The organism is Pseudomonas sp. P129, from assembly GCF_020312195.1.
GTDB classification, from domain to species: Bacteria; Pseudomonadota; Gammaproteobacteria; order Pseudomonadales; family Pseudomonadaceae; genus Aquipseudomonas; species Aquipseudomonas fragariae.
Window position 1 is genome coordinate 78,114 of sequence record NZ_JAGPYS010000015.1, and the last position, 24,940, is coordinate 103,053.

General features: G+C 59.8%; 17 protein-coding genes. 5 read left to right on the forward strand and 12 right to left on the reverse strand.

Going from position 1 to position 24,940, the window contains the following annotated elements; genetic code table 11:
* Positions 1-148: 148 nt before the first annotated feature.
* Positions 149-652, reverse strand: a complete 504-nt coding sequence (locus tag KBY02_RS23875; protein WP_003402218.1) for an ATP-dependent zinc protease — start codon at positions 650-652, stop codon at positions 149-151.
* 193 nt (positions 653-845) lie between these two features.
* Between KBY02_RS23875 and KBY02_RS23880 the strand changes: the two genes are divergently transcribed.
* Together KBY02_RS23880 and KBY02_RS23885 are read left to right on the forward strand one after the other, a co-directional pair.
* On the forward strand, positions 846-1,739 hold the full coding sequence (locus tag KBY02_RS23880; protein WP_024641133.1) for an acyltransferase: 894 nt from the start codon (positions 846-848) through the stop codon (positions 1,737-1,739).
* A 71-nt stretch (positions 1,740-1,810) separates the two neighbouring features.
* Positions 1,811-2,857, forward strand: coding sequence for an RHS repeat-associated core domain-containing protein (locus KBY02_RS23885; protein ID WP_225650802.1), 1,047 nt, complete (start codon positions 1,811-1,813; stop codon positions 2,855-2,857).
* Here the strand turns inward: KBY02_RS23885 and KBY02_RS23890 are convergent.
* Positions 2,837-3,400, reverse strand: a complete 564-nt coding sequence (locus KBY02_RS23890) for a DUF2780 domain-containing protein (protein WP_024652480.1) — start codon at positions 3,398-3,400, stop codon at positions 2,837-2,839. The genes KBY02_RS23885 and KBY02_RS23890 overlap by 21 nt on opposite strands.
* A 224-nt stretch (positions 3,401-3,624) precedes the next feature.
* On the opposite strand from KBY02_RS23890, the gene KBY02_RS23895 reads away from it, so the two are divergent.
* Positions 3,625-9,450 (forward strand): hypothetical protein, encoded by a 5,826-nt coding sequence (locus tag KBY02_RS23895; protein ID WP_225650803.1) that lies wholly within the window; start codon positions 3,625-3,627, stop codon positions 9,448-9,450.
* Between the two features lie 120 nt (positions 9,451-9,570).
* On the forward strand, positions 9,571-10,581 hold the full coding sequence (locus KBY02_RS23900; RefSeq protein ID WP_225650804.1) for an RHS repeat-associated core domain-containing protein: 1,011 nt from the start codon (positions 9,571-9,573) through the stop codon (positions 10,579-10,581).
* Positions 10,582-10,738: 157 nt separating this feature from the next.
* Here the strand turns inward: KBY02_RS23900 and fdhA are convergent, their stop codons facing one another.
* The 10 genes from fdhA to KBY02_RS23950 all read right to left on the reverse strand — a co-directional run bounded on the left by fdhA (position 10,739) and on the right by KBY02_RS23950 (position 22,930).
* Positions 10,739-11,938: a formaldehyde dehydrogenase, glutathione-independent gene (gene fdhA, locus KBY02_RS23905; RefSeq protein WP_024640215.1), complete on the reverse strand. Its 1,200-nt coding sequence runs from the start codon at positions 11,936-11,938 to the stop codon at positions 10,739-10,741.
* A 101-nt stretch (positions 11,939-12,039) separates the two neighbouring features.
* A complete protein-coding gene (gene purU, locus KBY02_RS23910; protein WP_003402204.1) occupies positions 12,040-12,897 on the reverse strand; it encodes a formyltetrahydrofolate deformylase in 858 nt (285 codons plus the stop codon).
* A 205-nt stretch (positions 12,898-13,102) separates the two neighbouring features.
* The gene (locus KBY02_RS23915; RefSeq protein WP_003402202.1) at positions 13,103-13,735 is read right to left on the reverse strand and encodes a sarcosine oxidase subunit gamma; all 633 of its coding nucleotides are present in this window, start codon (positions 13,733-13,735) and stop codon (positions 13,103-13,105) included.
* Positions 13,736-13,785: 50 nt separating this feature from the next.
* Positions 13,786-16,806, reverse strand: a complete 3,021-nt coding sequence (locus KBY02_RS23920) for a sarcosine oxidase subunit alpha (protein WP_058399316.1) — start codon at positions 16,804-16,806, stop codon at positions 13,786-13,788.
* The gene (locus KBY02_RS23925) at positions 16,803-17,099 is read right to left on the reverse strand and encodes a sarcosine oxidase subunit delta (RefSeq protein ID WP_003316160.1); all 297 of its coding nucleotides are present in this window, start codon (positions 17,097-17,099) and stop codon (positions 16,803-16,805) included. Before KBY02_RS23925 ends, KBY02_RS23920 begins: the two co-directional genes overlap by 4 nt.
* A gap of 15 nt (positions 17,100-17,114) precedes the next feature.
* A complete protein-coding gene (locus KBY02_RS23930; protein WP_024640218.1) occupies positions 17,115-18,365 on the reverse strand; it encodes a sarcosine oxidase subunit beta family protein in 1,251 nt (416 codons plus the stop codon).
* Between the two features lie 17 nt (positions 18,366-18,382).
* On the reverse strand, positions 18,383-19,636 hold the full coding sequence (glyA, locus tag KBY02_RS23935; protein ID WP_024640219.1) for a serine hydroxymethyltransferase: 1,254 nt from the start codon (positions 19,634-19,636) through the stop codon (positions 18,383-18,385).
* A 258-nt stretch (positions 19,637-19,894) separates the two neighbouring features.
* Positions 19,895-21,073, reverse strand: coding sequence for a choline ABC transporter ATP-binding protein (gene choV / locus KBY02_RS23940; protein WP_011269186.1), 1,179 nt, complete (start codon positions 21,071-21,073; stop codon positions 19,895-19,897).
* Complete coding sequence (choW, locus tag KBY02_RS23945; RefSeq protein WP_192874565.1) at positions 21,070-21,918, reverse strand: choline ABC transporter permease subunit; 849 nt, start codon at positions 21,916-21,918, stop codon at positions 21,070-21,072. Before choW ends, choV begins: the two co-directional genes overlap by 4 nt.
* A 64-nt stretch (positions 21,919-21,982) precedes the next feature.
* The gene (locus KBY02_RS23950; protein ID WP_011269185.1) at positions 21,983-22,930 is read right to left on the reverse strand and encodes a choline ABC transporter substrate-binding protein; all 948 of its coding nucleotides are present in this window, start codon (positions 22,928-22,930) and stop codon (positions 21,983-21,985) included.
* Positions 22,931-23,713: 783 nt separating this feature from the next.
* Between KBY02_RS23950 and KBY02_RS23955 the strand changes: the two genes are divergently transcribed.
* The gene (locus KBY02_RS23955) at positions 23,714-24,817 is read left to right on the forward strand and encodes a GlxA family transcriptional regulator (RefSeq protein ID WP_003402189.1); all 1,104 of its coding nucleotides are present in this window, start codon (positions 23,714-23,716) and stop codon (positions 24,815-24,817) included.
* The last annotated feature ends 123 nt before the right edge of the window (positions 24,818-24,940 follow it).

A 24,940-nucleotide genomic window follows, 5' to 3' on the forward strand; every position in this document is an offset into this window, starting at 1 on the left:
GTACGATGGTGTTCTCGCGGGCGGTATCGTTCCTCACGCTCCAGCGTGGAAGTGCCGTGGGTGACGCTCTGCGTCACAGATCTACGCTGCGCCGCACGTCCCGGATCGGGCGCGGAGCGTCACACGATACTGAGGACTATGAACAACCTCAGCAATCAGGCTCGTCAGCGGTATAACGACGGGCCGGATTGACTGCGGCGTCGAACTCACGCAATGCCTTGGCACCGATCAACAGCGGGAAGTTGAAGTGGCTGCGGTCCACCAGGTTGACCTCGACCGTACGCTTCTTGTCGCCCAGGCACAGTTCCAGGTCAACGACAGGGCGCTTGGCAGGGTTGATGCTTTCGTCGTCATCGTCGTCACCTTCTGCACGCCCCTTGATCTTGCTGATCCGCGACACCTTGTGCTCATACACTTTGTTGTCTGCACCCTTGGTTGCCAGGCGGAAACGTACCCAGTCATCACCATCGCGCTTGAACAACTCGATGTCCTTAGCCGACAGCGAGGCGGTCAGTGCGCCGGTGTCCATCTTGGCCTTGAAGGTCTGGCCTATTTCCGCAACCTTGATGTTCTCGTAGCGACCATACAACGTCGGTTCAGCGGCCATGACCGGCAGGGCCAGCAAAGACAATAGCGCCAGGATCGGTTTCACGTGGGAGGTTCCTCGCAATAGTCAGCGCCTGATTGGCGCCCGGTTTTAGACAGCGAACCTGCGGTAGGTTCGTCAGAATAAATGTGACGTCAGCATAAAGGCCGAGACGTGAAACATTTGTAAGTACCTGTGTAATTGGCGTAAAACGCGAGGATCTTTATTATTGCCGCCCCTGAACCTTCAAGAGTCCGTCATGCGCCGTCTGTTCACCGGCTGTTTTGTTGCCCTGCTGTTACTGATCAATACGCTGCTGCTTATCGGTCCGCTATTGATTTTTGCGTTGCTCAAGCTGTTGTTCAGAGGCCGGATGCGCGATCGCTGTTCAGCGGCGGTGATGTGGATCGCCGAAACCTGGGCCGAGATCGACAAGGTCATCTTCGCCACCTGCATACCGACGCAGTGGGACATTCGTGGCGATGAGGGGCTGCGTGGTGACACCTCCTATCTGGTCATCAGCAATCATCAGTCGTGGGTGGATATTCCCGCGCTGGTCCAGGCACTCAACCGGCGCACGCCGTTCTTCAAGTTCTTCCTGAAAAAGGAACTGATCTGGGTACCGCTGCTGGGCCTCGCATGGTGGGGGCTGGACTACCCGTTCATGAAGCGCTACAGCAAGGCGTTCCTGGCGAAGCATCCGCAGCTCAAGGGCAAGGACCTGGAAATCACCAAGGCTGCCTGCGAGCTGTTCAAGCGCCAGCCGGTGACCATCGTCAACTACCTGGAAGGCACGCGCTTCACTGCAGCCAAACATGCCGCCCAGGGCTCTCCCTACACCCATCTGCTCAAACCCAAGGCCGGCGGCGTAGCCTTCGTGCTGGCGGCAATGGGCGAGCAACTCGATGCCATTCTGGACGTCACGGTCGTCTATCCCGATTCAGGCATTCCCGGTTTCTGGGACATGCTCTGCGGTCGGGTCTCCAAAGTGATCGTCGATATCAAGACCCGTGAACTGGACCCGGCGCTGTGGCAGGGCGATTACGAAAACGACCCTGTATTTCGCGAGAAAGTGCAGGGCTGGGTCAATCAGCTCTGGGACGAAAAGGACGCGCGTATTGCGGCGTTGCGGCTGGAGTTGCCCGGGCACTGACAGTTCTGACAGGTAGACGAGGCGAAACGGGCGGATGAGACTGGCCTTTAATGTTGCCGGAATCCGCTCTCATGTCATCGCCCGATGTTTCGCTGATCGGCTTATACCGTTACGACGGACTGGACCGACTGGCAAGCATAGTGCCAGCGGGGCAGGAGGTCGTCAGGCGTTTCTATCGAAACAACCGCCTGACTACAGCAATACAGGGCACTTCCCGCCAGTCTGTCGTTCAGACAGAAGATCTTTTACTGGCATTGCTCCGTGTGGAATCTACTCAGATCCTGTTCGATCTGCTTGCCACAGATCAAGCCAGCTCGGTGCTGCACAGCCTTGATGCCATGCGCAATCAGGCGTTTGTCTACAGCCCTTATGGCAGGCGATCCCTGCAAACAGCCGCACTGGGTGTACCTGGTTTTACAGGGCAGACGATTGATCCGATCACTGGACATTACTTGCTGGGCAATGGACTTCGCGCGTTCAACCCGACGCTGATGCGCTTTAACAGCCCGGATACGCTGAGCCCGTTTGGTGAAGGCGGGATAAATGGTTATGCCTACTGTGGAGGAGACCCTGTCAATAACGTCGATCCGACGGGGCAAGTATTTCAGATGGTTTTGGCAGTGTTCATTCCGCGTGCGCTAAAGTCGGTAAAACTGATCAGCGAGCAATTTGGCGATGTGATTGAAACAACCCTCAAAGGCTTAATCCCTGCTGCTAGCTCACCGATGCCTCTGCAAGGCAGTAGAAAATGGCTCGATGACGCGCTTGAACCATTCAATGACAGCCAGTCTTCCTTCATCAAAAACCTCCGTCAAGTGAATCGCAATTTTGCCAGTCACGGAGACTCAAGGTTGAGTTTTCAGCAGGCCGAGTATTACGCGAGACTGGCGTCGCAAGTGTACTCCGGGAAAAAAAACGACTCGACAGCGTTTGGGGCGGCTGCTTTCAAATGGGCTCGACAATTACCTGAAGGCCGCAGCACCGCCATGGTGGGTGCGGCCTTCAATTCAGCAGGTGCGATGATCTCGGGCGCTATGCAAAAAAAGCAGTACAAGAGCGGAGATATATTGAGGAACGCTACGCGTATAAGGTCCGGCTCAGCGCCCGGTACCCCATAACCCACTCAGACTCTGCAACGCCGAACCACTGGCGCCTTGCTGTCCCAGATATTGCAGAATCAGCGGGGCAAACTGGCTGACCATCGTGCTGTCCATGCCCAACGCCTTGAAGGCATTGTTCACATCACCCATGCTCTGCACGTTGCCCAGTGCGCTGTTGAGCATCGAACTATTGCCTGACTTGCCGCCCAGCAGACTGCCCAGCCCGTTGGCGCCGCCCAGACTGTCCAGCGCGGACGTGCCGGACATTTGCTCCAGGCCCGGGACCGATTTGGCCAACTGCGAGTAATCGGTGCTGGTCAGTTTGTTCTTCGCCAGCCCGAGCAATGCGCCCGTCCCGCCAACCGCCTGTTCCGGGGTGACATTGAGCTGCGTACCCAGGGTATTGAGCAGCCCCGCGACTTCGGGTGCCGCCGTGGCTTTCTGATTGCCATTGGTGGCATTGGAGACCGCGTTCGCGGCGTCATTCAGATTGAAGGCAAATGCCGGGCTTGCCGCCACAGCCATCAACGTTGCCAAAGCCATTGCGCGTGCAGTTTTCATTGCGTCACCTTTATCGAACTCGAACCGCCCGTGAGTGGGCGATGAAGCAGAGGATTTGACTGGAGGAACAGAAGCTTGTTCCCGGGGCGAGGCCGCGAACCACGGCAACGTCCGGTATTTGCTCGGTGACTGGACCTGGGTCGTCCTGAAACATCTATGTATTACCCCGCTTTTTCCGCGAAACAGCATGGTGTCGGTCATTTGGAATGCACGGAGCATCAGCAATGACCGACACCTACACCTCACTTCCTTCCATGCCAGCTGCCACCAGGGAAAGCCTTCAGCACGTACTGGCAACCGAAGGTAACGAGCAACTGGCCGCCATTCTGCAACGTCCCCGACCCGAAGGTTTCACGCTACTGGACGAGATCCAGGTACTTGGGGCTGCCAGCTCGTTCGGGCGATGGGCCGACGACATCGAACTCCTGAGTACCCTGAAATCAATGCTGTTCGATGACGACCTGAACGCCCTCAGCGACAGCGCAGAACGCGTCACCCGTTCTGTCGCTTCGCCGGCATCGGGGGAAGGCCCCGAGCACGAACTGGCCAAAGCGGCGTTCGATATTGCGCAGAGTCATCAGCGCGAGTCACATTCGTCGTGTGTCCGAAGCGAGCGCATCGATCGTACCCGGGGCGATTACCGCAGGTTGCTGAATACGCTGCGGGCACGAATACGGGACGTGACGACCGGCACCTGTGCGACCAACAGAGTGTTCATGGCCGTGGCCGATGACTCGCCGTTGTTTGCGAGCGTCGCTTTTGGCGGTTCTATCGTGCAGCAGTTCAAGGTGTTGCTCCGGGCTATCGCCGGCGTGGACCCTGCTGGCGATATCGATGAAGATCTGTTGCCCGGGGTACGCCTTAAAGACCTGCGCTACGTTCTTGATCTGGTCAACACGACTCAGGTGGACTTCATGCAGCCTTTCACCTGTGTGCTGCATGTCAGGATGAATGAGGGCAGGCCGGTTCACTCGCTGCAACTGCAGGGCATTTCCGAGGGCCGGCAACCTGCACACGCCACGCTGTCAGACCTGCACCTGCGAGTGATCCGTTTCACGGACTGCCTGGCCCCGCTGGCGCCGCATCTGGAGTCCGCAGATGCCAGGTGCATTCTGGCCATTCGCGACGATCGAACCGTCTCATTGCACGGCCTGCTCGATTACTACGGTGTCGATATTCCCCTGGCTGCCACCCGAGACGACCTGCTGCAGGCGATCACTGCGCTGTTGCCCGGAGAGCGCGAAGCCGACCCCGCAGTGATGGCGCCCGCGTTGCCTTTCACCCTGGCAGAACACCAGCGTTTCATGCTCGATACGTCGCAGGTCTACACCTTTCGGCAGCACAAGGTCCAGGCGCATGGCACTGACGATTACGGTGTCATCGACCTTGAGCTGGAGAAGGAGATGCAGTGGCATCTGGGTCGATGCCGCACCTTGCTGAACAGCTACCGGCATTTCGGTGCATCGCTGCAGGACAACGAAAACGCGCTGCTGGCAATGTTCCAGCAAGCCGGTGGCATCACCCTGAAACTGGTCGTTTACGACAGCGACGGCCACCAGGATATCTACCGGGAGCAGCACACCGTCAATCCCTGGCGCGCGAAAGATCTTGCCGAATATTTCGACGTGGCGCGCCAGGAACTGTCGTCTTACATGATCAATACCATTCGCTATGGCGAGGCCGAGGGGGCGATCAATATCGAACGGCTGATCGTGCAAGTGATCGTGCCCAATCCTGTCCAGCGTCGTCATCCGCTGAGCGATATCGACATCGAAGCCTTCGATATCCGCAGCAAAGAACCTCCGTTTCTGTACGTAGACCCGCTTGCACTGGGCGCTTATGACGTCATCAGGTCGCGGTTTGTGGCGCTGACCGAGGAGCTGCGCGAGGTGCAATGGGACGCCGGCCGCGCTGTGACATTGCAGCGCGCGGTCCGTTATCTGCTGGCCCATTACCAGGAGGACCTGCCGGCGTTGCCGCACGCGCAGCGTCAGGCGGCCTATACCCGGCGCTTGAATGATTCCGTCAACGCCTATTACAGCGTGATTGCGCAGAACCTCGAGGACCAACAGCGACTGCAAGTCGTTCTGCAGCCGACCCAGCCGGAGTTCGTGGCGCGTGAACTGTGCCGTTATCTGGGGCTGAACGAATCCTGCTGGCCGGTGATTGCGCGGTCTTCGTTCGATATCAGTTACCAGGCCGGCTGGATCAATACCGGCACGTTCTTCAGGCACGAAGAGTCGCTTGGTTATCGAACCCTGCTGAGTGTGGTGTATGACGAAGACCTGCGCCGCGAGCTGGCGCTTGCCGACAATCGTGATGAACGGCTCGGGCAGCTGGCTCAGGCGCTCGCCGATAAAACCCGTTACACCGCAAGTCTGGACGCGTTGCAGGCGAAGCTGACCGGTTTATTCGAGGCGAACATTGCCTTCGTCAACAACAGCCTTCTGCCTGCTCGACTGACCGCACCACAAGCAGCGTTCAAGCGCGAGGCCGAGAACTACGCCATCCAGGCGACCGAAATCTACCGGGCGCTGGAGGCCGAGCGGCTCGTGCTGGTCTCCGGTACTGCCGCCGAGCGCTTGCAATCTCTGGAAGGGGCCACGCTGTCGGACAGTGACAGGCCGGTTCATTGCATCGAGTTATTGAGCGCCGACGAGAAGGTCCGCCTTGAAGCCAGTGCTCTGGCGTTCAGACAGATGTTGAGTGCCCGAGCTAACGATGATGACATTCAGAACATGTCGACCAGCGCGCAGCATGTGCTGCAACTGGTGCATCAGGTCGGCGGACTGATTCCTGTGCTGGGCAACTTCATCAACCTGGGGTTCGATATTTACGACGGCAATGATGAAGGCATCGCGATGGATGCACTCAACATCATTGCCGAGCTGGTGCTGTGCAAGCTGCGCACGCTCCCTCCCAGGGTGCTGGGTGTGCTGATGCTGCAAGGCACCAACAGCTGGACGATGAGCCAGCAGGTCCAGGCCCTCGGCGAGTCGATCAGGGCCAACGACTACGAGGCGTCGGTGAAGAACTTCGGTTTTCTGCTGGTCGGTCTGCGTTCGGCGCTGCACTGCGGCATATCGGCGGTGAAAGGGCTGCGCTCCGCGACACTGCATTATCAACAGATCGTCAGCGAGCACGGCGTGTCTGACAGGTCTGATCTGACCGAAACGGCTCGACACCCTGAGCACAGCGATGCCATCGAGCGCGAAGCCGAGGGCGAACACCTCGCGAGGCGTCGGCCGTCGACAAGCAGCTCGCACTGGCGGGTCTCCGAGGATGGACAGATATCCGAAAGGCCCACGGGCAGAAAGGTCACGCGCCTCGACTGGAACGGCAACGCGATGGTCGAGGGCGGTGCTCGGGCGGTGCTGCTGGGTGGGATAAGCGAGAAGATTTACATGCTCAACGGCTATGCCTGCCGGATGGTCAGCGGGCTGGCGGGAACGGAATTGCGACCGCTGCATACGCTGGACCTGGAAGCAGGGCAATGGCGCAGGCATCCGCAGTCAACGGTCGACGCCCCGCAGCTTTCACGTTTTGCCCACACCGAAGATTTTCCGCTTGGCTTCAGCGGCCGACCGGAGCGTTTTCTGGCTCCCGCCAACACGGTCAGCTGGTATGACAACTGCGTGGTGGCACTTGAAACAGCCTCCGTGCGGGTCATCGACGCAGATAGCAGGGCAAGCCAGCAGAGCGTGGCGCTTGGCGTGATCGAGCACAAATACGTCACCGAGCGTAAGGGTCATGTCGAAGTACTCGAACATGCGGGCACCGATGTTGAGACGACCGCCTTCATTCGCGCTGACGGCAGCCGCATGGACGTCGCCAGGGTCTTGCCCGCAATCCCGACCTACAAGCCTGAAATTCAGGCACAGATTGTTGCCGCTCAGGGCATGTTCGTGACTGTCCGGATAAGCGATACGCTGCAAGGTCTGGTCGGCAGAAAAACCGTGGCCGGCGTTCTGGCGACGCTCAGTGATGGCCGCGGGCAGGAACTGGTGATCGAAGCGGATCGCGGCGTTCACTATCGCGGCACGCTGCCCATCGAGCACTTCCTGGCGCTGGCGCCGGGCGAGACGTTGCACGACCAGCGGCCTGTTGCCCTGACCCTGCAGAAAATCAGTACGCAAGCCGATCCCAAACGGGCGTTGCCCCACCTGTGGCACGACCAGTCGGATTATCGCGACGGCATCGCCCATGATGACTTTGCGCTGGAGCTGTTCTATGGCGCGAAAGCGGCGAACGAAGCCTATGCACGCAACCCTCAGTGGGTCGCCAGGAACATCGACGCCGTGGCCAAAATCAAGTCGCGGCTGCCCTCGTCCATTACCTCGGTGGAAAATCCATACTATGTACTCGATACCCCCGAGGAACTGGCCATTCTTTTTGCTGCGCGCAACCAGGCGGCGTTGGCCAATACCTTGCTGGGCCATACCATTGAATGGGGAGCGGCATCGAGGTCCAGGGAGTTAAGCCTGGGGGAAAATATCCTCAAACAGCTTCGTCTGAACGGGCCGCTGCTGGCCGCGCAGGAAAACATTCCGCCGCACGCCAGCGAGCGAGCTGCCTTGGTCAGTCAGCTTCAGGAGAAGCTGGCCCGCAACAACCTGATGATGGCTGAAGTCAGCCTGAAGTCAGGGGAAAAAGCCTGGTTCGCCCATTCGCCTGCCAGGCATCTCGGTATGCTGGCGGGGCATCTGCACGATGAGTTTTACCTGAGTCATGCGGGGTCGCTCATCGATCATGTCGAAGCCTGTTTTAGCGACCCGTCGAGAATTGCAAGTATCGCCGTGCTGTCGCTCGATGACGTCTCGGAAACCGATGCGCGACGCATTTTTCTTTCCTCGCAGCGCGGCTACACCTATGAGTCGGTCACCAGCCTGGAGCAGCCGGCCGAGCATGCACATCTGAGCGGTGCGCAACTGCAACTGCACATCGACGATGCCCTTTATCCCGAGCGAACCCGAGGTGTGGGGATTGCCAGCGCGGCTGTCGACCTGACCGGTGCCGAGGCGATCAGCAGCGGGCCAAAGCGCGGCAGTTACTCGATTGAGGGGCGTGACTACATCAAGCTGGATAACGGCAGGATCTACCGGGCCGAATGGGATGAGCGCAACCGGGTGTTTCTGCTGGTGCCGCCGCAGGGCAGGTCGCGCGCCGAGAGCCTGGCACTGCCCTGGGTGCGTCACATCGGCGGGCATGAGTTCACGCTGATCAACCGGCCAATGCTCAAGGGCGGCAATGTCGTCGATCAAATGATCTGCAGCATCCGCACCCGGCGGCCGACCGATAGCTTCGCAACCCACGAGTCCCATTCCGCTCATGACACAGCAAGCGGAACGCTTCAGGTTCACCATGAAGACCTGCACATCATGAACGACGACGTTCTGGTGCCCGGCAAGCTTAACGTGCCATCAAGCCTGTTCCACTCCATCGCAGCGGATCGTGACGGCTACGTGAGGCTCGAAGCCAGGGCAGCGGTGCCTGAAAGCTGCATCTCCAGCACCGAGTTTCTGGTGTCGAAATATGCCGGTGGACAAGTCGCGTTCGATTACCAGGGCGAGAGCCTTAACGATCCGACGCCCGTGGTGCCCAATGTCGAAGTCGTCGCCCTGCAGGATGGTCAGCCGGTGAGCCTGAATATCACGACAACAGCGCTCGATGACTGGATAAATGCACGCGGCCACTCTGATTACTTCGTCGGCGAGCAGTCATTTCCCGAGATCGGTGAAGGTATCGGTTTCATCGAGCGAGGGGGGCTGGAGAGCAACCCGTCATCGGACTACCCGTTTCATTTCATGTTCGTGGCCGGGAAAGTGCTGGACCAGAACGGGCAGGTTACCGGCGTGCTGGCCTCGGATTTGTCCGAGCCTGCACGTGAGCCTGATCAAGACGGAGTCACGCCGCAATTGTCGGCCAGACGGAACTGGAATCTGGGGCTTTTCCCGTCAATCGACAGCATGCGCGGGGCGCCGGAACCTGACAGCAACGCCTACGTGCAGGAGCATTACTACTCGGTATTGGTGAGGGCTGTGCGCGAGTAGGGCGCTTCCCCAGCGTTTTTTGTCCCGCAGGCGGAACAGCCTAGTAGTTCTGCTAGCTGGGCGGAAGCAGGGCGTCAGCCCAGACTGGCTGCCATAGGGTGACTTCAAAGGAGTGACAACATGGCGTCGTCCGGGCAATCCGTGCTCTGTGTCTATCGCTACGATCCATTGGATCGCCTGGCCGATTGTTCGCCTGCGGGGCAGGGTAGCACTCGCCTTTTTTATCAGAAGACACTCTTGGCTACGCAGATTCAGGGGCAGGTTCAGCACACGCTTATGCGCACGGATGAGCATTTGCTGGCGTGCCTGAGCGCAGAAAATAATCAGCGCGACGGCGCGTTGTTGGCGACGGATCAACAGCAGTCAGTGACCGTCGCTCAGGGGTTGGAGTTTGCCTACACGCCTTACGGGCATCGTCATCCTTCAGGCACCGCAAACCTGCCGGGCTTTACCGGCCAGCGGGTTGATCCGGTGACGGGGCACTATTTGCTGGGTAACGGGTATCGGGCGTTTAACCCCGTGCTGATGAGGTTTAACAGCCCGGACAGTCTGAGCCCGTTTGGTGAGGGTGGGGTGAATGCGTATGGGTATTGTGGGGGGGATCCGGTTAATCGGGTTGATCCGACGGGGCACGTTAATGCTCGAATACTGGCACTGATATTCCGTAATAGACAAGCTTTGGTCGCTGCGAAAAAAGTCACTGAGCACCGCCATAGCGTTCTTGTGCCTGGCAGTCCAACCTCCTCGCGTTTAACGCGTACAGGAGGCGTTTCAGGGGCTAAAGGGCCCGTAGCTGTTCCAGATTTCATCAATAAACTGGCCCAACCTGAAAATGTGCCGGCTCATTTAAAAACTCGACGGCGTTTACCTGCGGTACCAAGCGACGCGCGGCTGCATACAAGATGGGCCGCCCCTAAGTCCTCAATAGCACCTCGTAATATCTACCACCTCCCAAGCGGAGTGGTGCGCCGTCCAAAGCGTATCGAGCTTCCCGCAACGCCATTCCAGCGTGTGCTCACTGGAGATCTGCCAATGGATACAATTTATCAGTATCCAAGACTTTCACGCTCTCAAGCACGTGCCTTGAAGGTAATCAGAAGAGGGGAAATGTTGCAGAGAGATCATTCTTAAAGTATTTCAGTAAGTGTTAACTTCAGGCAGTCAGATCCCACGTCTTCCGTGAATATTGCCGTGCGGTTTTAGAAAGGAAATTCGACTGACCTCTCAGGAAACAGCGCACCTGCATAAGTGCGCTGCTTTACGCTGCTTTAAAAGATCGAAGATGGATCTACGCCCCGCTAAACAACCCATGCGGATCAATCACAAACTTCTTCGGCACGCCCGAATCAAACTCGCCATAACCCCGCGGAGCATCATCCAGACTGATCACCTCGACACCCACTATGTCGGCGATCTTGATGCGGTCCCACATGATCGCCTGCATCAGTTGGCGGTTGTATTTCATGACCGGGGTCTGGCCGGTGTGGAAGCTGTGGGATTTGGCCCAGCCCAGGCCGAAGCGAATGCTCAGGCTGCCCATTTTGGCGGCGGCGTCAACGGCTCCCGGGTCTTCGGTGACGTACAGGCCGGGGATGCCGATCTTGCCGGCGACGCGCACTACGCCCATCAACGAGTTGAGCACGGTGGCGGGTGCTTCGGCCTGAGCGCCAGCATGGCCGTGACCGCGTGCTTCGAAGCCTACGGCGTCGATGGCGCAATCCACTTCAGGTTCGCCGAGCAGGGCAGCGATCTGCTCGTGCAAGGGGGTGTCCTGGGACAGGTCGGCAATTTCGAAGCCCTGGGCCTTGGCGTGAACCAGACGCGTTGGGTTCACGTCGCCGACGATCACCACCGCAGCGCCCAGCAAGCGTGCTGACGCCGCCGCAGCCAGGCCGACCGGGCCAGCGCCTGCAACGTAGACTGTGCTGCCCGGCCCCACCCCGGCAGTCACTGCGCCGTGGTAGCCGGTGGGCAGGATGTCGGACAGGCAGGTCAGGTCGCGAATTTTTTCCATCGCCGCATCGCGGTCCGGAAGTTTGAGCAGGTTGAAGTCGGCGTAAGGCACCAGCACGTATTCAGCCTGGCCGCCGACCCAATCGCCCATGTCGACATAACCATAGGCACCACCAGGACGCGCCGGATTGACCGTCAGGCAGACGCCGGTGTTCTGTTCCTTGCAGCTGCGGCAGCGGCCGCACGCCACGTTGAATGGCACAGAAACCAGATCACCGACTTTCAGATGTTCCACGTCACGACCGGCTTCCAGTACTTCGCCAGTGATTTCATGACCGAGCACCAGCCCGGTTTGCGCCGTGGTGCGGCCGCGTACCATGTGCTGGTCGGAGCCGCAAATGTTGGTGGAGACCACGCGCAGAATCACGCCGTGTTCGATGCGCTTGCCGCGTGGATCTTCCATTTTCGGGAAAGGAATTGATTGCACTTCGACCTTGCCAGCGCCGAGATACACTACACCGCGATTACCAGACATACATGTCACCTCGCTTTTATTGTGATGAAGCAGATTTAGAGCAGAGAAGAACAGTTGCAAGCTTCAAGCGGCATGAAATACGGATCGCTTGCAGCTTGCGACTATAAAACCACCGTCCTGTTGGCGTTGAGGAACACCCGCCGTTCGATGTGATAACCCACCGCGCGGGCCAGTGTCAGCCCTTCGATGTCTCGACCCTTGGCGATCAGGTCTTCGGGATAGTGGCTGTGATCGACCACTTCCACGCCCTGGGCAATGATCGGGCCTTCGTCCAGATCGTTGTTGATGTAATGCGCCGTGGCACCGACCAGCTTCACCCCCTTGTTGTACGCCTGATGGTAGGGCTTGGCGCCCTTGAAACCGGGCAGCAACGAGTGGTGGATATTGATCGCCTTGCCGTCCAGCTTGCGACACAGGTCCGGCGACAGGACCTGCATGTAACGGGCAAGAATAACCAGTTCTGCACCAGACTCTTCGATGACCTGCCAGACTTTGGCTTCCTGTGCGGGCTTGTCGTTCGGGTCCAGTGGGAAATGGTAGTACGTAATGCCGTGCCAGCCAGCCAGTGGCTCAAGATCAGGGTGATTGGACACCACCGCGACCACGTCCATGGACAGTTGATTGATACGCTGGCGATAGAGCAGGTCATTGAGACAATGATCGGCTTTCGAGACCATGATCACTACTTTTGGCCGGTAGTTGGGCGCGGTGAGTTCGAAGATCATGCCAAACGTTTCGCCGCGCTCACTCAGCCCGGCCCTGAACGCCTGTTCGTCGAAAGCCTCGGGCTGACGAAACTCCACACGGATGAAGAAGCGTCCCGAGAGGCGGTCATCGAAGGAGTGGTGTTCTGTGACGTAGCAACCCTGCTCGAACAGAAAGCGCGTCACTGCGTCTACCGTGCCCAGCATGCTGGGGCAGTCGGCGGTCAAAATCCATGTGTCGGGCGCGCGGCTCATTAAATGAATGCTCCAGAGTATTCGTTATCCGCAAATCTGACTGACAGTGTCAGCCAGCCTGCTCAAGCTGGACGCAGAGCGTCCGGAACTGCATTCCCACGCGGAGCGTGGGGACGATAATCATCGTGTCGGCTATCGTGCAAATGCTCCCGCAGGAGTCTCCATTAAGACTGACGCTGCGGTTTCAGCGCCGGTTCCGGGCGCTTCACGCCTGAATGCTCAGCCCGTACTCGGCACTCGCATCCTGCAGCCACAGCCACCAGTAATCCGAGAAGCTGCGGCGGACCAGCAGCTCCCAGGTTTCTTCTCCGGTCCGGCGGATTACCAGTTGCGACTTGGCGAACACGGTGCCGACTGCCTTGCCCACCGGGAAGTTGTCCGGGTGCACATCGTAGCTGGTCGACTTCATCAGTACCTGGCGCACCTTCGGCCCGCTCAGTTCAAGAATCGACTGCCCGCCGCTGACATTGACGATCGCGATGTGCTGCCCGCTCAGTTCGTCGCGTAGCTTCTGTTCTGCCGCAAACTCTTCGCCGCTCGGCACGATCAGCAGCCACTCGTCCGGGCCAAGCCACTGCAGCGAGCTCTCGCCGCTGATGACCAGCATCAGCGCGGCGGGCAATTCCATGCCCAGCGCCTTGTGGACGCCAGCGGCGAAGGCCGGATCGTGGGCATTGCCACGAATCGTCAGATGCCCCAGCAGCTTTTTCTCGCGCAGGAAAACCCCCGGACTGGCGCGCCCCTTGCCAATCAGGCTGTCGAGGTTTGCATGGAACAGCGGCGACTCGGCTTTGACATCGGAGGTCGGGCGCTGCTGGTAAACGTTGGCTGTGCTCATGATTCACCTGCTTGAATTCTGTGTGCTGCGGATGATCGGCTCATCGTGTGCTACTCGACGTTCTGCCGCTCGCCCTTCGGATCGAAGAACACCGAAGAAACGATCTCGGCTTCGATCACGCTGCCATCGGCCAGAGGTGCGAAGACCCGCTCACCCATACGCGCCAGGCCGCCTTTGACCACGCCCATCGCGAACGAATAGCCCAGCGAGTTGTGCGCGTAACTGGAGGTCACGTGGCCGACCATGCTCATCGGAATCGTCTGTTTGGTGTCGAAGACCAGTTGCGCGCCTTCCGGCAGCCATTTGGCAGGGTCCACCGGCTTGAGGCCGACCAGTTGCTTGCGCTGTTCACGCACGCAGTCTTCGCGATTCATGCCGCGCCAGCCGATCCAGGAGAACGGCTTGGTACGGCCGACACACCAGCCCATGTTCAGGTCGTCGGGCGTCATCGAGCCGTCAGTGTCCTGACCGACGATGATGAAACCCTTCTCTGCGCGCAGCACGTGCATGGTCTCGGTGCCGTAAGGCGTCAGGTTGTACTGTTTGCCTGCCTCGGCGATCTTTTCCAGAACGCCCATGGCGTAGTCGGCCTGAATGTTGACCTCGTAGGACAGTTCGCCGGTAAACGAGATGCGGAATACCCGGGCCGGCACTCCGGCGACCAGACCTTCCTTCCAGGTCATGAACGGGAAGGCTTCACGGCCCAGATCGATATCGGTGACTTCGCTGAGCAGCTTGCGGCTGTTGGGACCGGACAGCGTCAGGGTCGCCCAGTGATCGGTCACTGAGGTGAAATACACTTTCAGGTCCGGCCATTCGGTCTGTTGATAGATTTCCAGCCATTGCAGGACGCGCGCTGCGCCGCCCGTGGTGGTGGTCATCAGGAAGTGGTTGTCAGCGAGACAGGCGGTTACCCCGTCATCGAAGACCATGCCGTCTTCCTTGCACATCAGGCCGTAGCGCGCCTTGCCCACGTCCAGCTTGGTCCAGGCGTTGGTGTAGATACGGTTAAGGAACTCGCGTGCATCCGGGCCCTGAATATCGATCTTGCCCAGTGTCGATGCGTCCAGCAGGCCGACGCTGTCGCGCACCGCCTTGCATTCGCGAGCAACGGCGGCGGGGAGGTCTTCGCCGTTTTTCGGGAAGTACCACGGCCGTTTCCACTGGCCGACGTCCTCGAATTCGGCACCGTTTTTGACATGCCAGGCATGCAGCGCGGTGAACCGCACGGGTTCGAAGATGTGTTTGCAATGACGTCCGGCTATCGCGCCGAAGGTCACCGGCGTGTAGTTGGGACGGAACATGGTGGTGCCCATTTCCGGGATCGACACATTCAGTGAACGGGCGGCGATGGCCAGGCCGTTGACGTTGCCCAGCTTGCCCTGATCGGTGCCGAAGCCCAGCGCGGTGTAGCGCTTGACGTGCTCGACCGACTCGAAACCCTCGCGCGTTGCCAGTTCAATGGCGGCGGCGGTGACGTCGTTCTGAAAATCAACGAACTGCTTGGGTGCCCGAGCGGTGCCTTTTTCATGGGGCACCTGAAACAACGCCAGCGTCGGCTCTTCAGCACGGCTGAGGGCTTTGGGCATCACGCCTTCGACCACCTTGAAGCCCGCTTCACTGGCAGCGCGCACGCCGCCTTCGAAGCCATCGGCAAGACTGTCAGCCAGGCTGTAGACGCCGTTGACGCCGCCTACGCAGATACGTTTCTGTGGTGCCTCGCCTGGTACGAAGCCGAGGATGTCCTCGCGCCAGACCGGCTTGCCGCCCAAGTGCGAGGCCAGGTGCACGATCGGGCTGTAACCGCCGGAGCTGGCAACCACATCGCATTCAAGCCATTCGCCGGGGCTGGTCACGCTGTGCGTCTTTACGTCGATGGCGGCAACGCGGGCAGCCGTCACGCGCTTGCTGCCGCGGGCCTCGATGACCGCGCTGCCGGTCAGGATGCGAATGCCTTTGGCCCGCGCTTCTTCAACCAGCGGACCGCGTGGGTTATGCCGTGCATCGGCAATCGCTACCACGTGCAGGCTGGCGTCGAGCCAGTCCAGAGCGACGCGATAGGCATGATCGTTGTTGGTGGAAAGCACCAGTTTCTTGCCCGGTGCCACGCCATAACGGCGGACGTAAGTCGATACGGCACCGGCCAGCATGTTGCCGGGCACATCGTTGTTGCCATAGACCAGCGGACGCTCGTGAGTACCGGCGGCCAGCACCACACGTTTGGCACGTACCCGGTGCATGCGCTGGCGGACCATGCCGATTGGCGCGCGATCGCCCAGGTGGTCGGTCAGGCGCTCGTGGATGGTCAGGAAATTATGATCGTGGTAACCATTGACCGTGGCACGCGGCAGCAGGGTGACGTTGTGCAGGCTTTTCAGCTCGGCGACGACTGTCGACACCCACTCGGCTGCCGGTTTGCCGTCCAGGCTTTCGCGGCTGTCGAGCAGGCTGCCGCCGAACTCTTCCTGTTCATCGGCAATGATCACGCGGGCACCGGAGCGACCTGCTGCCAGGGCTGCGGCCAGACCTGCCGGGCCCGCACCGACGATCAACACGTCGCAGTGCTGGTTCATCGCATCGTAGCTGTCCGGGTCGTTCTCGGTCGGCGAGCGCCCCAGGCCGGCAGCCTTGCGGATGTACTTCTCGTAAGTCATCCAGAACGATTGCGGGTACATGAAGGTTTTGTAGTAAAAACCCGGCGGCATCAGCTTGCCGCCGACCTTGCCCAGAATGCCCATGACATCGGTGTTCACACTCGGCCAGCCGTTGGTGCTGGTTGCGACCAGTCCCGAGTACAGCGCCTGTTGCGTAGCGCGCACGTTGGGGATCTGCGTCGCTTCGGTCGCGCCGATCTGCAGCACCGCATTGGGCTCTTCCGAACCCGCTGCGAAGATGCCGCGCGGGCGGGAATATTTGAAGCTGCGGCCGATGATATCGACACCGTTGGCGAGCAGGGCAGAGGCCAGCGAGTCACCTTCAAAGCCCTGGTAGGTCTGGCCGTTGAAGGTAAAGTTGAGCACCTTGCTGCGATTGATACGGCCGCCGTTGGGCAGGCGATGGGTCTGGCTCATACCTTGTCTCCCTGATCCGTGAACTGCGGTCTGGTACCGATCGGATAGGTCTCGAGAATCTCGTAGGTCACGGTGTTGCGCGTCATGTTGAAATACTGGCGGCAACCGGCGGCGTGTATCCACAGTTCGTGATGCAGGCCGCGCGGGTTATCGCGAAAGAACATGTAGTCGCCCCATTGCTCATCGGTGCAGGCACCGGGGTCCAGCGGGCGCGGGATGTGCGCCTGACCGGACGGGTGGAATTCCTCTTCGGAGCGCAGTTCGCCACAGTGAGGACAGAAGATATGCAGCATGGTCGGGTTCTCCTGTTAGTGGGCTACGGCTGCAGCGCCGTGTTCGTCGATGAGTGCGCCGTTGTGGAAACGGTCGATGGAGAACGGTTTGGCCAGCGGATGCATCTCGCCTTTGGCCAGGCTGGCGGCAAACACGTTGCCCGAGCCCGGCGTGGCCTTGAAGCCGCCTGTGCCCCAGCCGCAGTTGAAGAACATGTTCGGCACCGGGGTCTTGGAAATGATCGGGCAGGCGTCCGGCGTGGTGTCGACGATGCCGCCCCACTGACGGTTCATGCGCACGCGGGACAGCACCGGGAACATCTCGACGATGGCCTGGATGGTGTGTTCGATCACCGGGTACGAGCCGCGCTGGCCGTAGCCGACCCAACTGTCGATACCGGCACCGATCACCAGGTCGCCCTTGTCGGACTGGCTGATGTAGCCGTGTACTGCATTGGACATGATGACGCTGTCGATAATCGGCTTGATCGGCTCGGAAACCAGTGCCTGCAACGGATGTGATTCGATGGGCAGACGGAAGCCTGCCAGCCTGGCCATGTGCCCGGAGTTGCCGGCGGTGACCACACCGACACGTTTGGCACCGATGAAACCCTTGTTGGTTTCCACACCGATGCACACGCCGTTTTCCTTGCGAAAGCCGATGACTTCGGTCTGCTGAATCAGGTCAACGCCCAGCGCATCGGCCGCACGGGCGAAGCCCCAGGCCACCGCGTCGTGACGGGCGACGCCACCACGGCGCTGAACGGTTGCGCCGATGATCGGGTAACGGGTGTTTTTCGAGCAGTCCAGGTACGGGATTTCCTCGGCGACCTGCTGGCCGTTGAGCAATTCGCCGTCCACGCCGTTAAGCCGGTTGGCGCTGACGCGGCGCTCGGAGTCGCGCATGTCCTGCAGGGTGTGGCACAGGTTGTAGACGCCGCGCTGGGAGAACATGACGTTGTAGTTCAGTTCCTGGGACAGGCCTTCCCACAGTTTCATCGCGTGTTCATACAGGTGGGCCGACTCGTCCCACAGGTAGTTGGAGCGCACGATGGTGGTGTTGCGCGCAGTGTTGCCGCCGCCCAGCCAGCCTTTCTCGACCACGGCGACGTTGGTGATGCCGTGCTCCTTGGCCAGATAATAGGCCGTCGCCAGACCGTGCCCGCCGCCGCCGACAATGACCACGTCGTAGATCTTTTTCGGGGTCGGCGTGCGCCACATGCGCTGCCAGTTTTCATGGTGGCTGAGGGAATGCTTGAGAAGGCCGAAGCCTGAGTAATGCTGCATGTGAGGCTACTCCTGACTCAGCGATAAACCGGAAAATCGGCGCACAGGGCGGCGACCTGGCTGGCGACGTCGGCCTCGACATCGGCATCACCGAGGTTGTCGAGGATGTCGCAGATCCAGCCGGCCAGCTCGACGCACTGGGTCACCTTGAAGCCGCGGGTGGTAACGGCCGGTGTGCCGATGCGCAGGCCGGACGTCACGAACGGCGACTGCGGGTCGTTGGGCACCGAGTTCTTGTTGACGGTGATGTGCGCACGGCCCAGCGCGGCGTCGGCGTCCTTGCCGGTCAGGCCCTGACGGATCAGGCTGACCAGAAACAGATGGTTGTCGGTGCCGCCGGAGACCACGTCGAAGCCCCGTTCGATGAACACCTGCGCCATCGCTTGCGCGTTGTCGATGACCTGCTGTTGATAGGCCTTGAAGGCGGGCTCCATGGCTTCCTTGAAACACACGGCCTTGGCGGCGATGACGTGCATCAGCGGGCCGCCCTGACCACCGGGGAAGACGGCGGAATTGAATTTCTTTTCCAGCTCTTCGTTGGCCCTGGCCAGAATCAGGCCGCCGCGTGGGCCGCGCAGGGTCTTGTGGGTCGTGGTGGTGACTACGTCTGCGTAGGGCAGCGGATTCGGGTAAAGACCGGCGGCAACCAGACCGGCGACGTGCGCCATGTCGACGAACAGGTAGGCGCCCACCTTGTCGGCGATTGCGCGGAAGCGCGGGAAGTCGAGGGTCTTGGAGTAGGCTGAAAACCCGGCGATGATCATTTTCGGCTGGCACTCGACGGCGATGCGCTCGACTTCGTCGTAATCGATCAGCCCGGTCGCGGTGTCGATGCCGTACTGCACGGCGTTATAGAGTTTGCCCGAGAAGCTGACCTTGGCGCCGTGAGTCAGGTGACCGCCGTGCGCCAGGCTCATGCCCAACACGGTATCGCCGGCCTGAAGCAGCGCCAGATAGACCGCTGCGTTGGCCTGACTTCCGGAATGCGGCTGAACGTTGGCATAGTCGGCACCAAACAACTGTCTGGCGCGTTCGATGGCCAGTTGCTCGACCTTGTCGACGTGCTCGCAACCGCCGTAGTAACGCTTGCCGGGATAGCCCTCTGCGTACTTGTTGGTCAGGCCGCTGCCCTGCGCCTGCATCACGCGTTTGCTGGTGTAGTTCTCCGAGGCGATCAGCTCGATATGGTCTTCCTGACGCTGCTCCTCGGCGTTCATCGCCGACAATAGTGCATCGTCATAACCCTGGATCTGGTCTTGCTTGCTGAACATCGCGGATCTCCCAGCGGCGGCGCGGCGCCTGACTTGTCGTTCGGGCTCAACAGAGCCCTCTGAGAGCGATGGTAGGGCCGGACCGAAGACGCCAAATGCCTATGGACGCCACACAAAGGTGCGTTTACGACATGGCGGCTGAGGGAGCAGAAATAGCGGCAGGGGAGTTACCCGGGTGAAGGCTGTGGACGAAAAAAAGCCCGCTCCCGGCTGGATGAGTCCAGCGCGGTGGAGCGGGCTTGTCGGTTGCAGGCCTTGTCAGCCGTGGTTTTTGCCCAGCAACGCGTGATACAGCTCGGTATCACCCAGAATGCCGACCACTTTATTGCCGTCCTGCAGGACCAGTTTGTTGCCGGTCTGGTAGCGGATCTGCAGCGCGTCGCGCATGCCGATGTTGGAATGCACAAGCGTGGGGCGTCGATCCAGGGAGGCGACGTCCTGGCCGGGGGTCCAGTTCTGCAGATCGAGGGCCGAGGCACCTTGCCGTGCACCTTTGATCACGTTGCCTTCGGCCAGATCGAGCCATGAGTCGCCACTCGGGTCCAGGCACACCGAACCGTTGACGTGGGTGCACTCCTCGACGGTACGCATCAGGCTGCGACCGCACAGCACGTTCAGTGGGTTGGTATGTGCAACGAAGGTGCGCACGTATTCATCGGCCGGATTGAGAACGATCTGTTCCGGCACGCTGTATTGCACGATGCGGCCATCCTTCATGATGGCGATCCGGCTACCGAGCTTCAGTGCTTCGTCCAGATCGTGGCTGACGAACACAATGGTCTTGCTCAGTTTGGTTTGCAGGGCAAGCAGTTCGTCCTGCAGACCCTGGCGGATCAGCGGGTCAAGCGCCGAGAAGGGTTCGTCCATGAGCAGGATGTCGGCGTCCATCGCCAATGCTCGCGCCAGGCCCACTCGCTGCTGCATGCCGCCAGACAGTTCGTCGGGCTTCTTGTTGCGCCACTGGGTCAGGCCCACCAGCTCGAGCTTTTCATCCACCAGCTTGCGCCGTTCCTTTTCGGGGCGACCCTGCATTTCCAGGCCGAAGCTGATGTTTTCGCGCACCGTCAGCCAGGGCATCAGGGCGAACTTCTGAAAGACCATGGCAATGCGCTTGGTGCGCATCATTTTCAGTTCGGCTGCGCTGCAGTTGGCGATGTTGATCTGCGAGCCTTCATGCTCGACGAACAGGGAGCCACGGCTGACGGTGTTGAGGCCGTTGATACAGCGCAACAGGCTGGATTTGCCGGAGCCCGACAGGCCCATCAGGACGCAGATTTCGCCCTTCTCGATGTCCAGACTGGCGTTCTCGACGCCGACGATCTGTCCGGTTTTCTTGAGGATCTGGTCACGCGTGAGGCCTTCATCGAGCAGCTTGAGGGCTTCACGCGGGTCCTTGGAGAAGATGACGTCTACCTTGTCGAATTTGATGATACTCATGCGTCGGACCCTACCTTGGCTTCGGGTTGTTTGCAGATACGGTCGAGCATGATGGCCAGCAATACGATTGCCAGACCGGCTTCGAAACCGAGCGCGATGTCGGCTGTGTTCAGCGCGTTGACTACCGGTTTGCCGAGGCCGTCGGCGCCGACGAGGGCAGCGATAACAACCATCGACAACGACAGCATGATGCACTGGGTAATGCCGGCTGCAATGCTGGGCATCGCGTAGGGCAGTTCAATGCGTGTCAGCAGCTGGCGGCGTGACGAGCCGAAGGCCTTGCCGGCATCCAGCAACTCCTGAGGCACATCACGGATGCCCAGGTAGGTCAGGCGAATCGGCGCGGCAATGGCGAAAACCACCGTCGAGATCAGGCCGGGTACCACGCCCAGACCGAACAGCGTGAGCGTCGGAATCAGATAGACGAAGGTGGGCACGGTCTGCATCAGGTCGAGTAACGGCCGGATGATGGTGTAGAACAGCGGCTTGTGCGCGGCAATGATGCCCAGCGGCACGCCGATGACGACACAGACCAGCGTGGCGAAGAGCACCTGCGCCAGGGTTTCCATGGTCTCCTGCCAATAATGCAGGTTGAGGATCAGCAGAAACGAAAGGATGACGAAAACCGTCAGGCCCCACTTGCGCTGGATGAAGTGCGCGAGGGCGGCGATAAGGCTGATCAGTACGAATGGATTGAACCAGGTCAGCGCGAAAGTGAACCCGTGGATCATCATTTCCAGTGTCGAGGCTATCGCGTCGAAGTAATCGGCGCCGTTGGCCGTCAACCAATCGACAAATGCGGCGATGTACTCGCCCAGAGGGATTTTATGGTCAGTCAGCATGATTTCGGGTGTCCGCTTGCGGAAGGTGAAGAGGGCAGCAGGCGGGTCAGGCCCGCCTGCTGTCGGCTTACTGGGTCAACTTGGCTTTGGCTGCCTCCAGGCCTGGCTTGCCATCGACGGTGTTTACGCCTGCGAGCCAGGTGTCGAGTACTTGCGGGTTTTTCTTGATCCACGCCTTGGCGGCGGCATCAGGCTTCATCTTGTCGTCCAGCACGTTGCCCATCAGGGTGCTTTCCATGTTCAGCGTGAAGGACAGGTTCTTGAGCAACTGACCTACGTTGCTGCACTCCTGACTGTAGCCTTTGCGGGTGTTGGTGTAGATGGTCGCCTGGCCGTAGTTGGGGCCGAAGAAGTCATCGCCGCCAGTCAGATATTTCATCTTGAAACGGGTGTTCATCGGATGCGGTTCCCAACCGAGGAACACCACATCGTTTTTGCGTTTCACGGCGCGGTCGACCTGCGAAAGCATTGCGGCTTCGCTGGATTCAACGACCTTGAAGCCTGCGTCTTTGAGGCCGAAGGCGTTCTTGTCGATCATGCTCTGGATCAGGCGATTACCGTCGTTGCCAGGCTCGATACCGTAGATCTTGCCGCCCAGTTCCTTCTTGAATTTGGCGATGTCGGCGAAGTCATGCAGGCCTTTGTCGTAAAGCGCTTCCGGGACCGCCAGGGTGTACTTGGCGTTCTCCAGGTTGGCACGCACGGTTTCGACGGTCCCTGCTTCGCGATAGGGCTTGATGTCGTTTTCCATGGTCGGCATCCAGTTGCCGAGGAACACGTCCATGTTCTTGCCGTCGGCCAGCGACTTGTAGGTCACCGGTACGGAAATCATGGTGGTTTTGGTCTTGTAACCCAGTGACTCGAGTACGGCGCTGGTTACCGCAGTAGTGACGGTAATGTCAGTCCAGCCGACATCGGAGAAGTTGACCGTATGACAGGCCTCTGGCTCGGCTGCCTGGGCTAGCACCGGCATACAGAGCGTAGCGGCCAACAGCAACGATTTGGAACCTTTCATGGGGTGGACTCCAGTGAGTTTCTTCTGGTCATCAGCAGGTGAACGCTGACGCGGCTTATGGGTTGGCGAGGCTTTTCGCGAAGCTCCATCACTGCGCCGGGCGATCGAGTCGGAACCGATCATGTAACAGGGAAAATCAAACGCCTACAGGGGGCGTCGTATCCAGTGCAGGAGGCGTCGTATCCAGTGCGCGCAAGGTCGCTTACAGATTCGTTGCATCGTACGCACGCCCGGTTGCAGTGTCGGAACTGCGAAAAAACGGCCAGTACGTTACACGGTTGCTGCGCAGGTCGGCAGCGGTCGGTTGGCAGGTCGGTGCCTGCGCGAACGCGGTGCTTTGGAGGGGAGTAACGCCGACAAGTTCATTATCGGGGCGGATCCGCCAGTGGTCATGCCAGGTCGCGTGCCCTTTTTTTGCGGCTGCGCGCTTTTCGATCACGCGCCCTGCAGGCCGCCACTTTTTAGCGCGAACGCCTGCCCTCGGCACGGCTGCCTCGGGATGTGCCTTGAGTAGCACTCGGCGTGTGAACGCCCCTCGATCGTTTCCCTGAAGTGCTACCGAACTGCTCATCGAACTCCGCGTGCGGCGGCCTCGCCGTCGCAAACAGGTATGAGGGTCGCAGCCGGGTAGACGCTTCGCGACGTCGTTTTCAGGTGTTCTTGAATGAGCGATCAAATTCCGGCATGGGATTTGCGATGTCATTACCAAGCCCTGCAATAACGAGGGCTACAAGAAGAGCCTGTCCTGGGGCCAACCATTGCCATATGAGAGGAGATAGTGTGATGACATCGTTCAATCAAGGGACTCAACCCCAGAACCGCGCGCCTCAGTCCATCGGCTTTCTGCTGCTGGATAACTTCACCCTGATCTCCCTCGCATCGGCGGTAGAACCCCTTCGCATGGCCAATCAGTTATCGGGCCGCGAGCTGTATCGCTGGACCACGCTGAGTGTCGACGGCGGCCAGGTCTGGGCCAGCGATGGTCTGCAGATCACGCCGGATGCGGCGATGCACAAGGCTCCTTTGCTCGACACGGTCATCGTCTGCGGCGGTGTCGGTATTCAGCGCTCCGTCACGCGTGAACACGTCAGCTGGCTACAGGGCCAGGCACGTCAGTCGCGCCGTCTGGGCGCTGTGTGCACCGGCAGCTGGGCGCTGGCGTGCGCGGGTTTGCTGGATGGTTTCGAGTGCAGCGTGCATTGGGAATGTCTGGCGTCGATGCAGGAAGCCTTTCCGCGCGTGTCGATGAGCACCCGGCTGTTCACGCTGGACCGCAACCGTTTCACCAGTTCGGGTGGCACCGCACCTTTGGATATGATGCTGCACCTGATCAGTCGTGATCATGGGCGCGAGTTGTCGGCAGCCATTTCCGAAATGTTCGTCTACGAGCGCATTCGCAACGAACAGGACCACCAGCGCGTGCCGCTCAAGCATATGCTCGGTACCAATCAGCCGAAGCTGCAGGAAATCGTGGCGCTGATGGAAGCCAATCTTGAAGAGCCGATCGACCTTGACGAGCTGGCTGTGTATGTCGCCGTTTCGCGCAGGCAGCTGGAGCGGCTGTTCCAGAAGTATTTGCATTGTTCGCCATCGCGCTACTACCTGAAACTGCGCCTGATTCGCGCCCGGCAACTGCTCAAGCAGACCCCGATGTCGATCATCGAAGTGGCGTCAGTGTGCGGCTTCGTGTCCACACCACACTTCTCCAAATGCTACCGCGAATACTTCGGCATCCCGCCACGTGACGAGCGCGTAGGGTCCAACACCGCACAGCAGGTCGCGATGATGCCGATCCCGCAGGCCCTGGTACTCGCCCCGCTGTCCGGGCCGATGTCGGCCCTGAGTCAGGCGCGTAATGAGTCGACGTTTGCGAGTGTGAGGCTGTAACAAAACGTCCGGTTTGCAAATGCTCACGACGAGAAAGCATCTCTCACAGGCTGTAAAACATTCGCTCTGCTCATCGCCCTACAGACGCTAAGGTTCAACGTTGAACCGGTTCTGGAGGGCGAT

Coding starts and splice junctions, on each gene's coding strand:
- purU (WP_003402204.1), bottom strand. CDS start 12,897: ATGAGCCGCGCGCCCGACACATGGATTTTGACCGCCGACTGCCCCAGC.
- KBY02_RS23920 (WP_058399316.1), bottom strand. CDS start 16,806: ATGAGCCAGACCCATCGCCTGCCCAACGGCGGCCGTATCAATCGCAGC.
- KBY02_RS23885 (WP_225650802.1), top strand. CDS start 1,811: ATGTCATCGCCCGATGTTTCGCTGATCGGCTTATACCGTTACGACGGA.
- KBY02_RS23890 (WP_024652480.1), bottom strand. CDS start 3,400: ATGAAAACTGCACGCGCAATGGCTTTGGCAACGTTGATGGCTGTGGCG.
- KBY02_RS23950 (WP_011269185.1), bottom strand. CDS start 22,930: ATGAAAGGTTCCAAATCGTTGCTGTTGGCCGCTACGCTCTGTATGCCG.
- glyA (WP_024640219.1), bottom strand. CDS start 19,636: ATGTTCAGCAAGCAAGACCAGATCCAGGGTTATGACGATGCACTATTG.
- KBY02_RS23930 (WP_024640218.1), bottom strand. CDS start 18,365: ATGCAGCATTACTCAGGCTTCGGCCTTCTCAAGCATTCCCTCAGCCAC.
- KBY02_RS23895 (WP_225650803.1), top strand. CDS start 3,625: ATGACCGACACCTACACCTCACTTCCTTCCATGCCAGCTGCCACCAGG.
- KBY02_RS23900 (WP_225650804.1), top strand. CDS start 9,571: ATGGCGTCGTCCGGGCAATCCGTGCTCTGTGTCTATCGCTACGATCCA.
- choV (WP_011269186.1), bottom strand. CDS start 21,073: ATGAGTATCATCAAATTCGACAAGGTAGACGTCATCTTCTCCAAGGAC.
- KBY02_RS23955 (WP_003402189.1), top strand. CDS start 23,714: ATGACATCGTTCAATCAAGGGACTCAACCCCAGAACCGCGCGCCTCAG.
- KBY02_RS23915 (WP_003402202.1), bottom strand. CDS start 13,735: ATGAGCACAGCCAACGTTTACCAGCAGCGCCCGACCTCCGATGTCAAA.
- KBY02_RS23880 (WP_024641133.1), top strand. CDS start 846: ATGCGCCGTCTGTTCACCGGCTGTTTTGTTGCCCTGCTGTTACTGATC.
- fdhA (WP_024640215.1), bottom strand. CDS start 11,938: ATGTCTGGTAATCGCGGTGTAGTGTATCTCGGCGCTGGCAAGGTCGAA.
- KBY02_RS23925 (WP_003316160.1), bottom strand. CDS start 17,099: ATGCTGCATATCTTCTGTCCTCACTGTGGCGAACTGCGCTCCGAAGAG.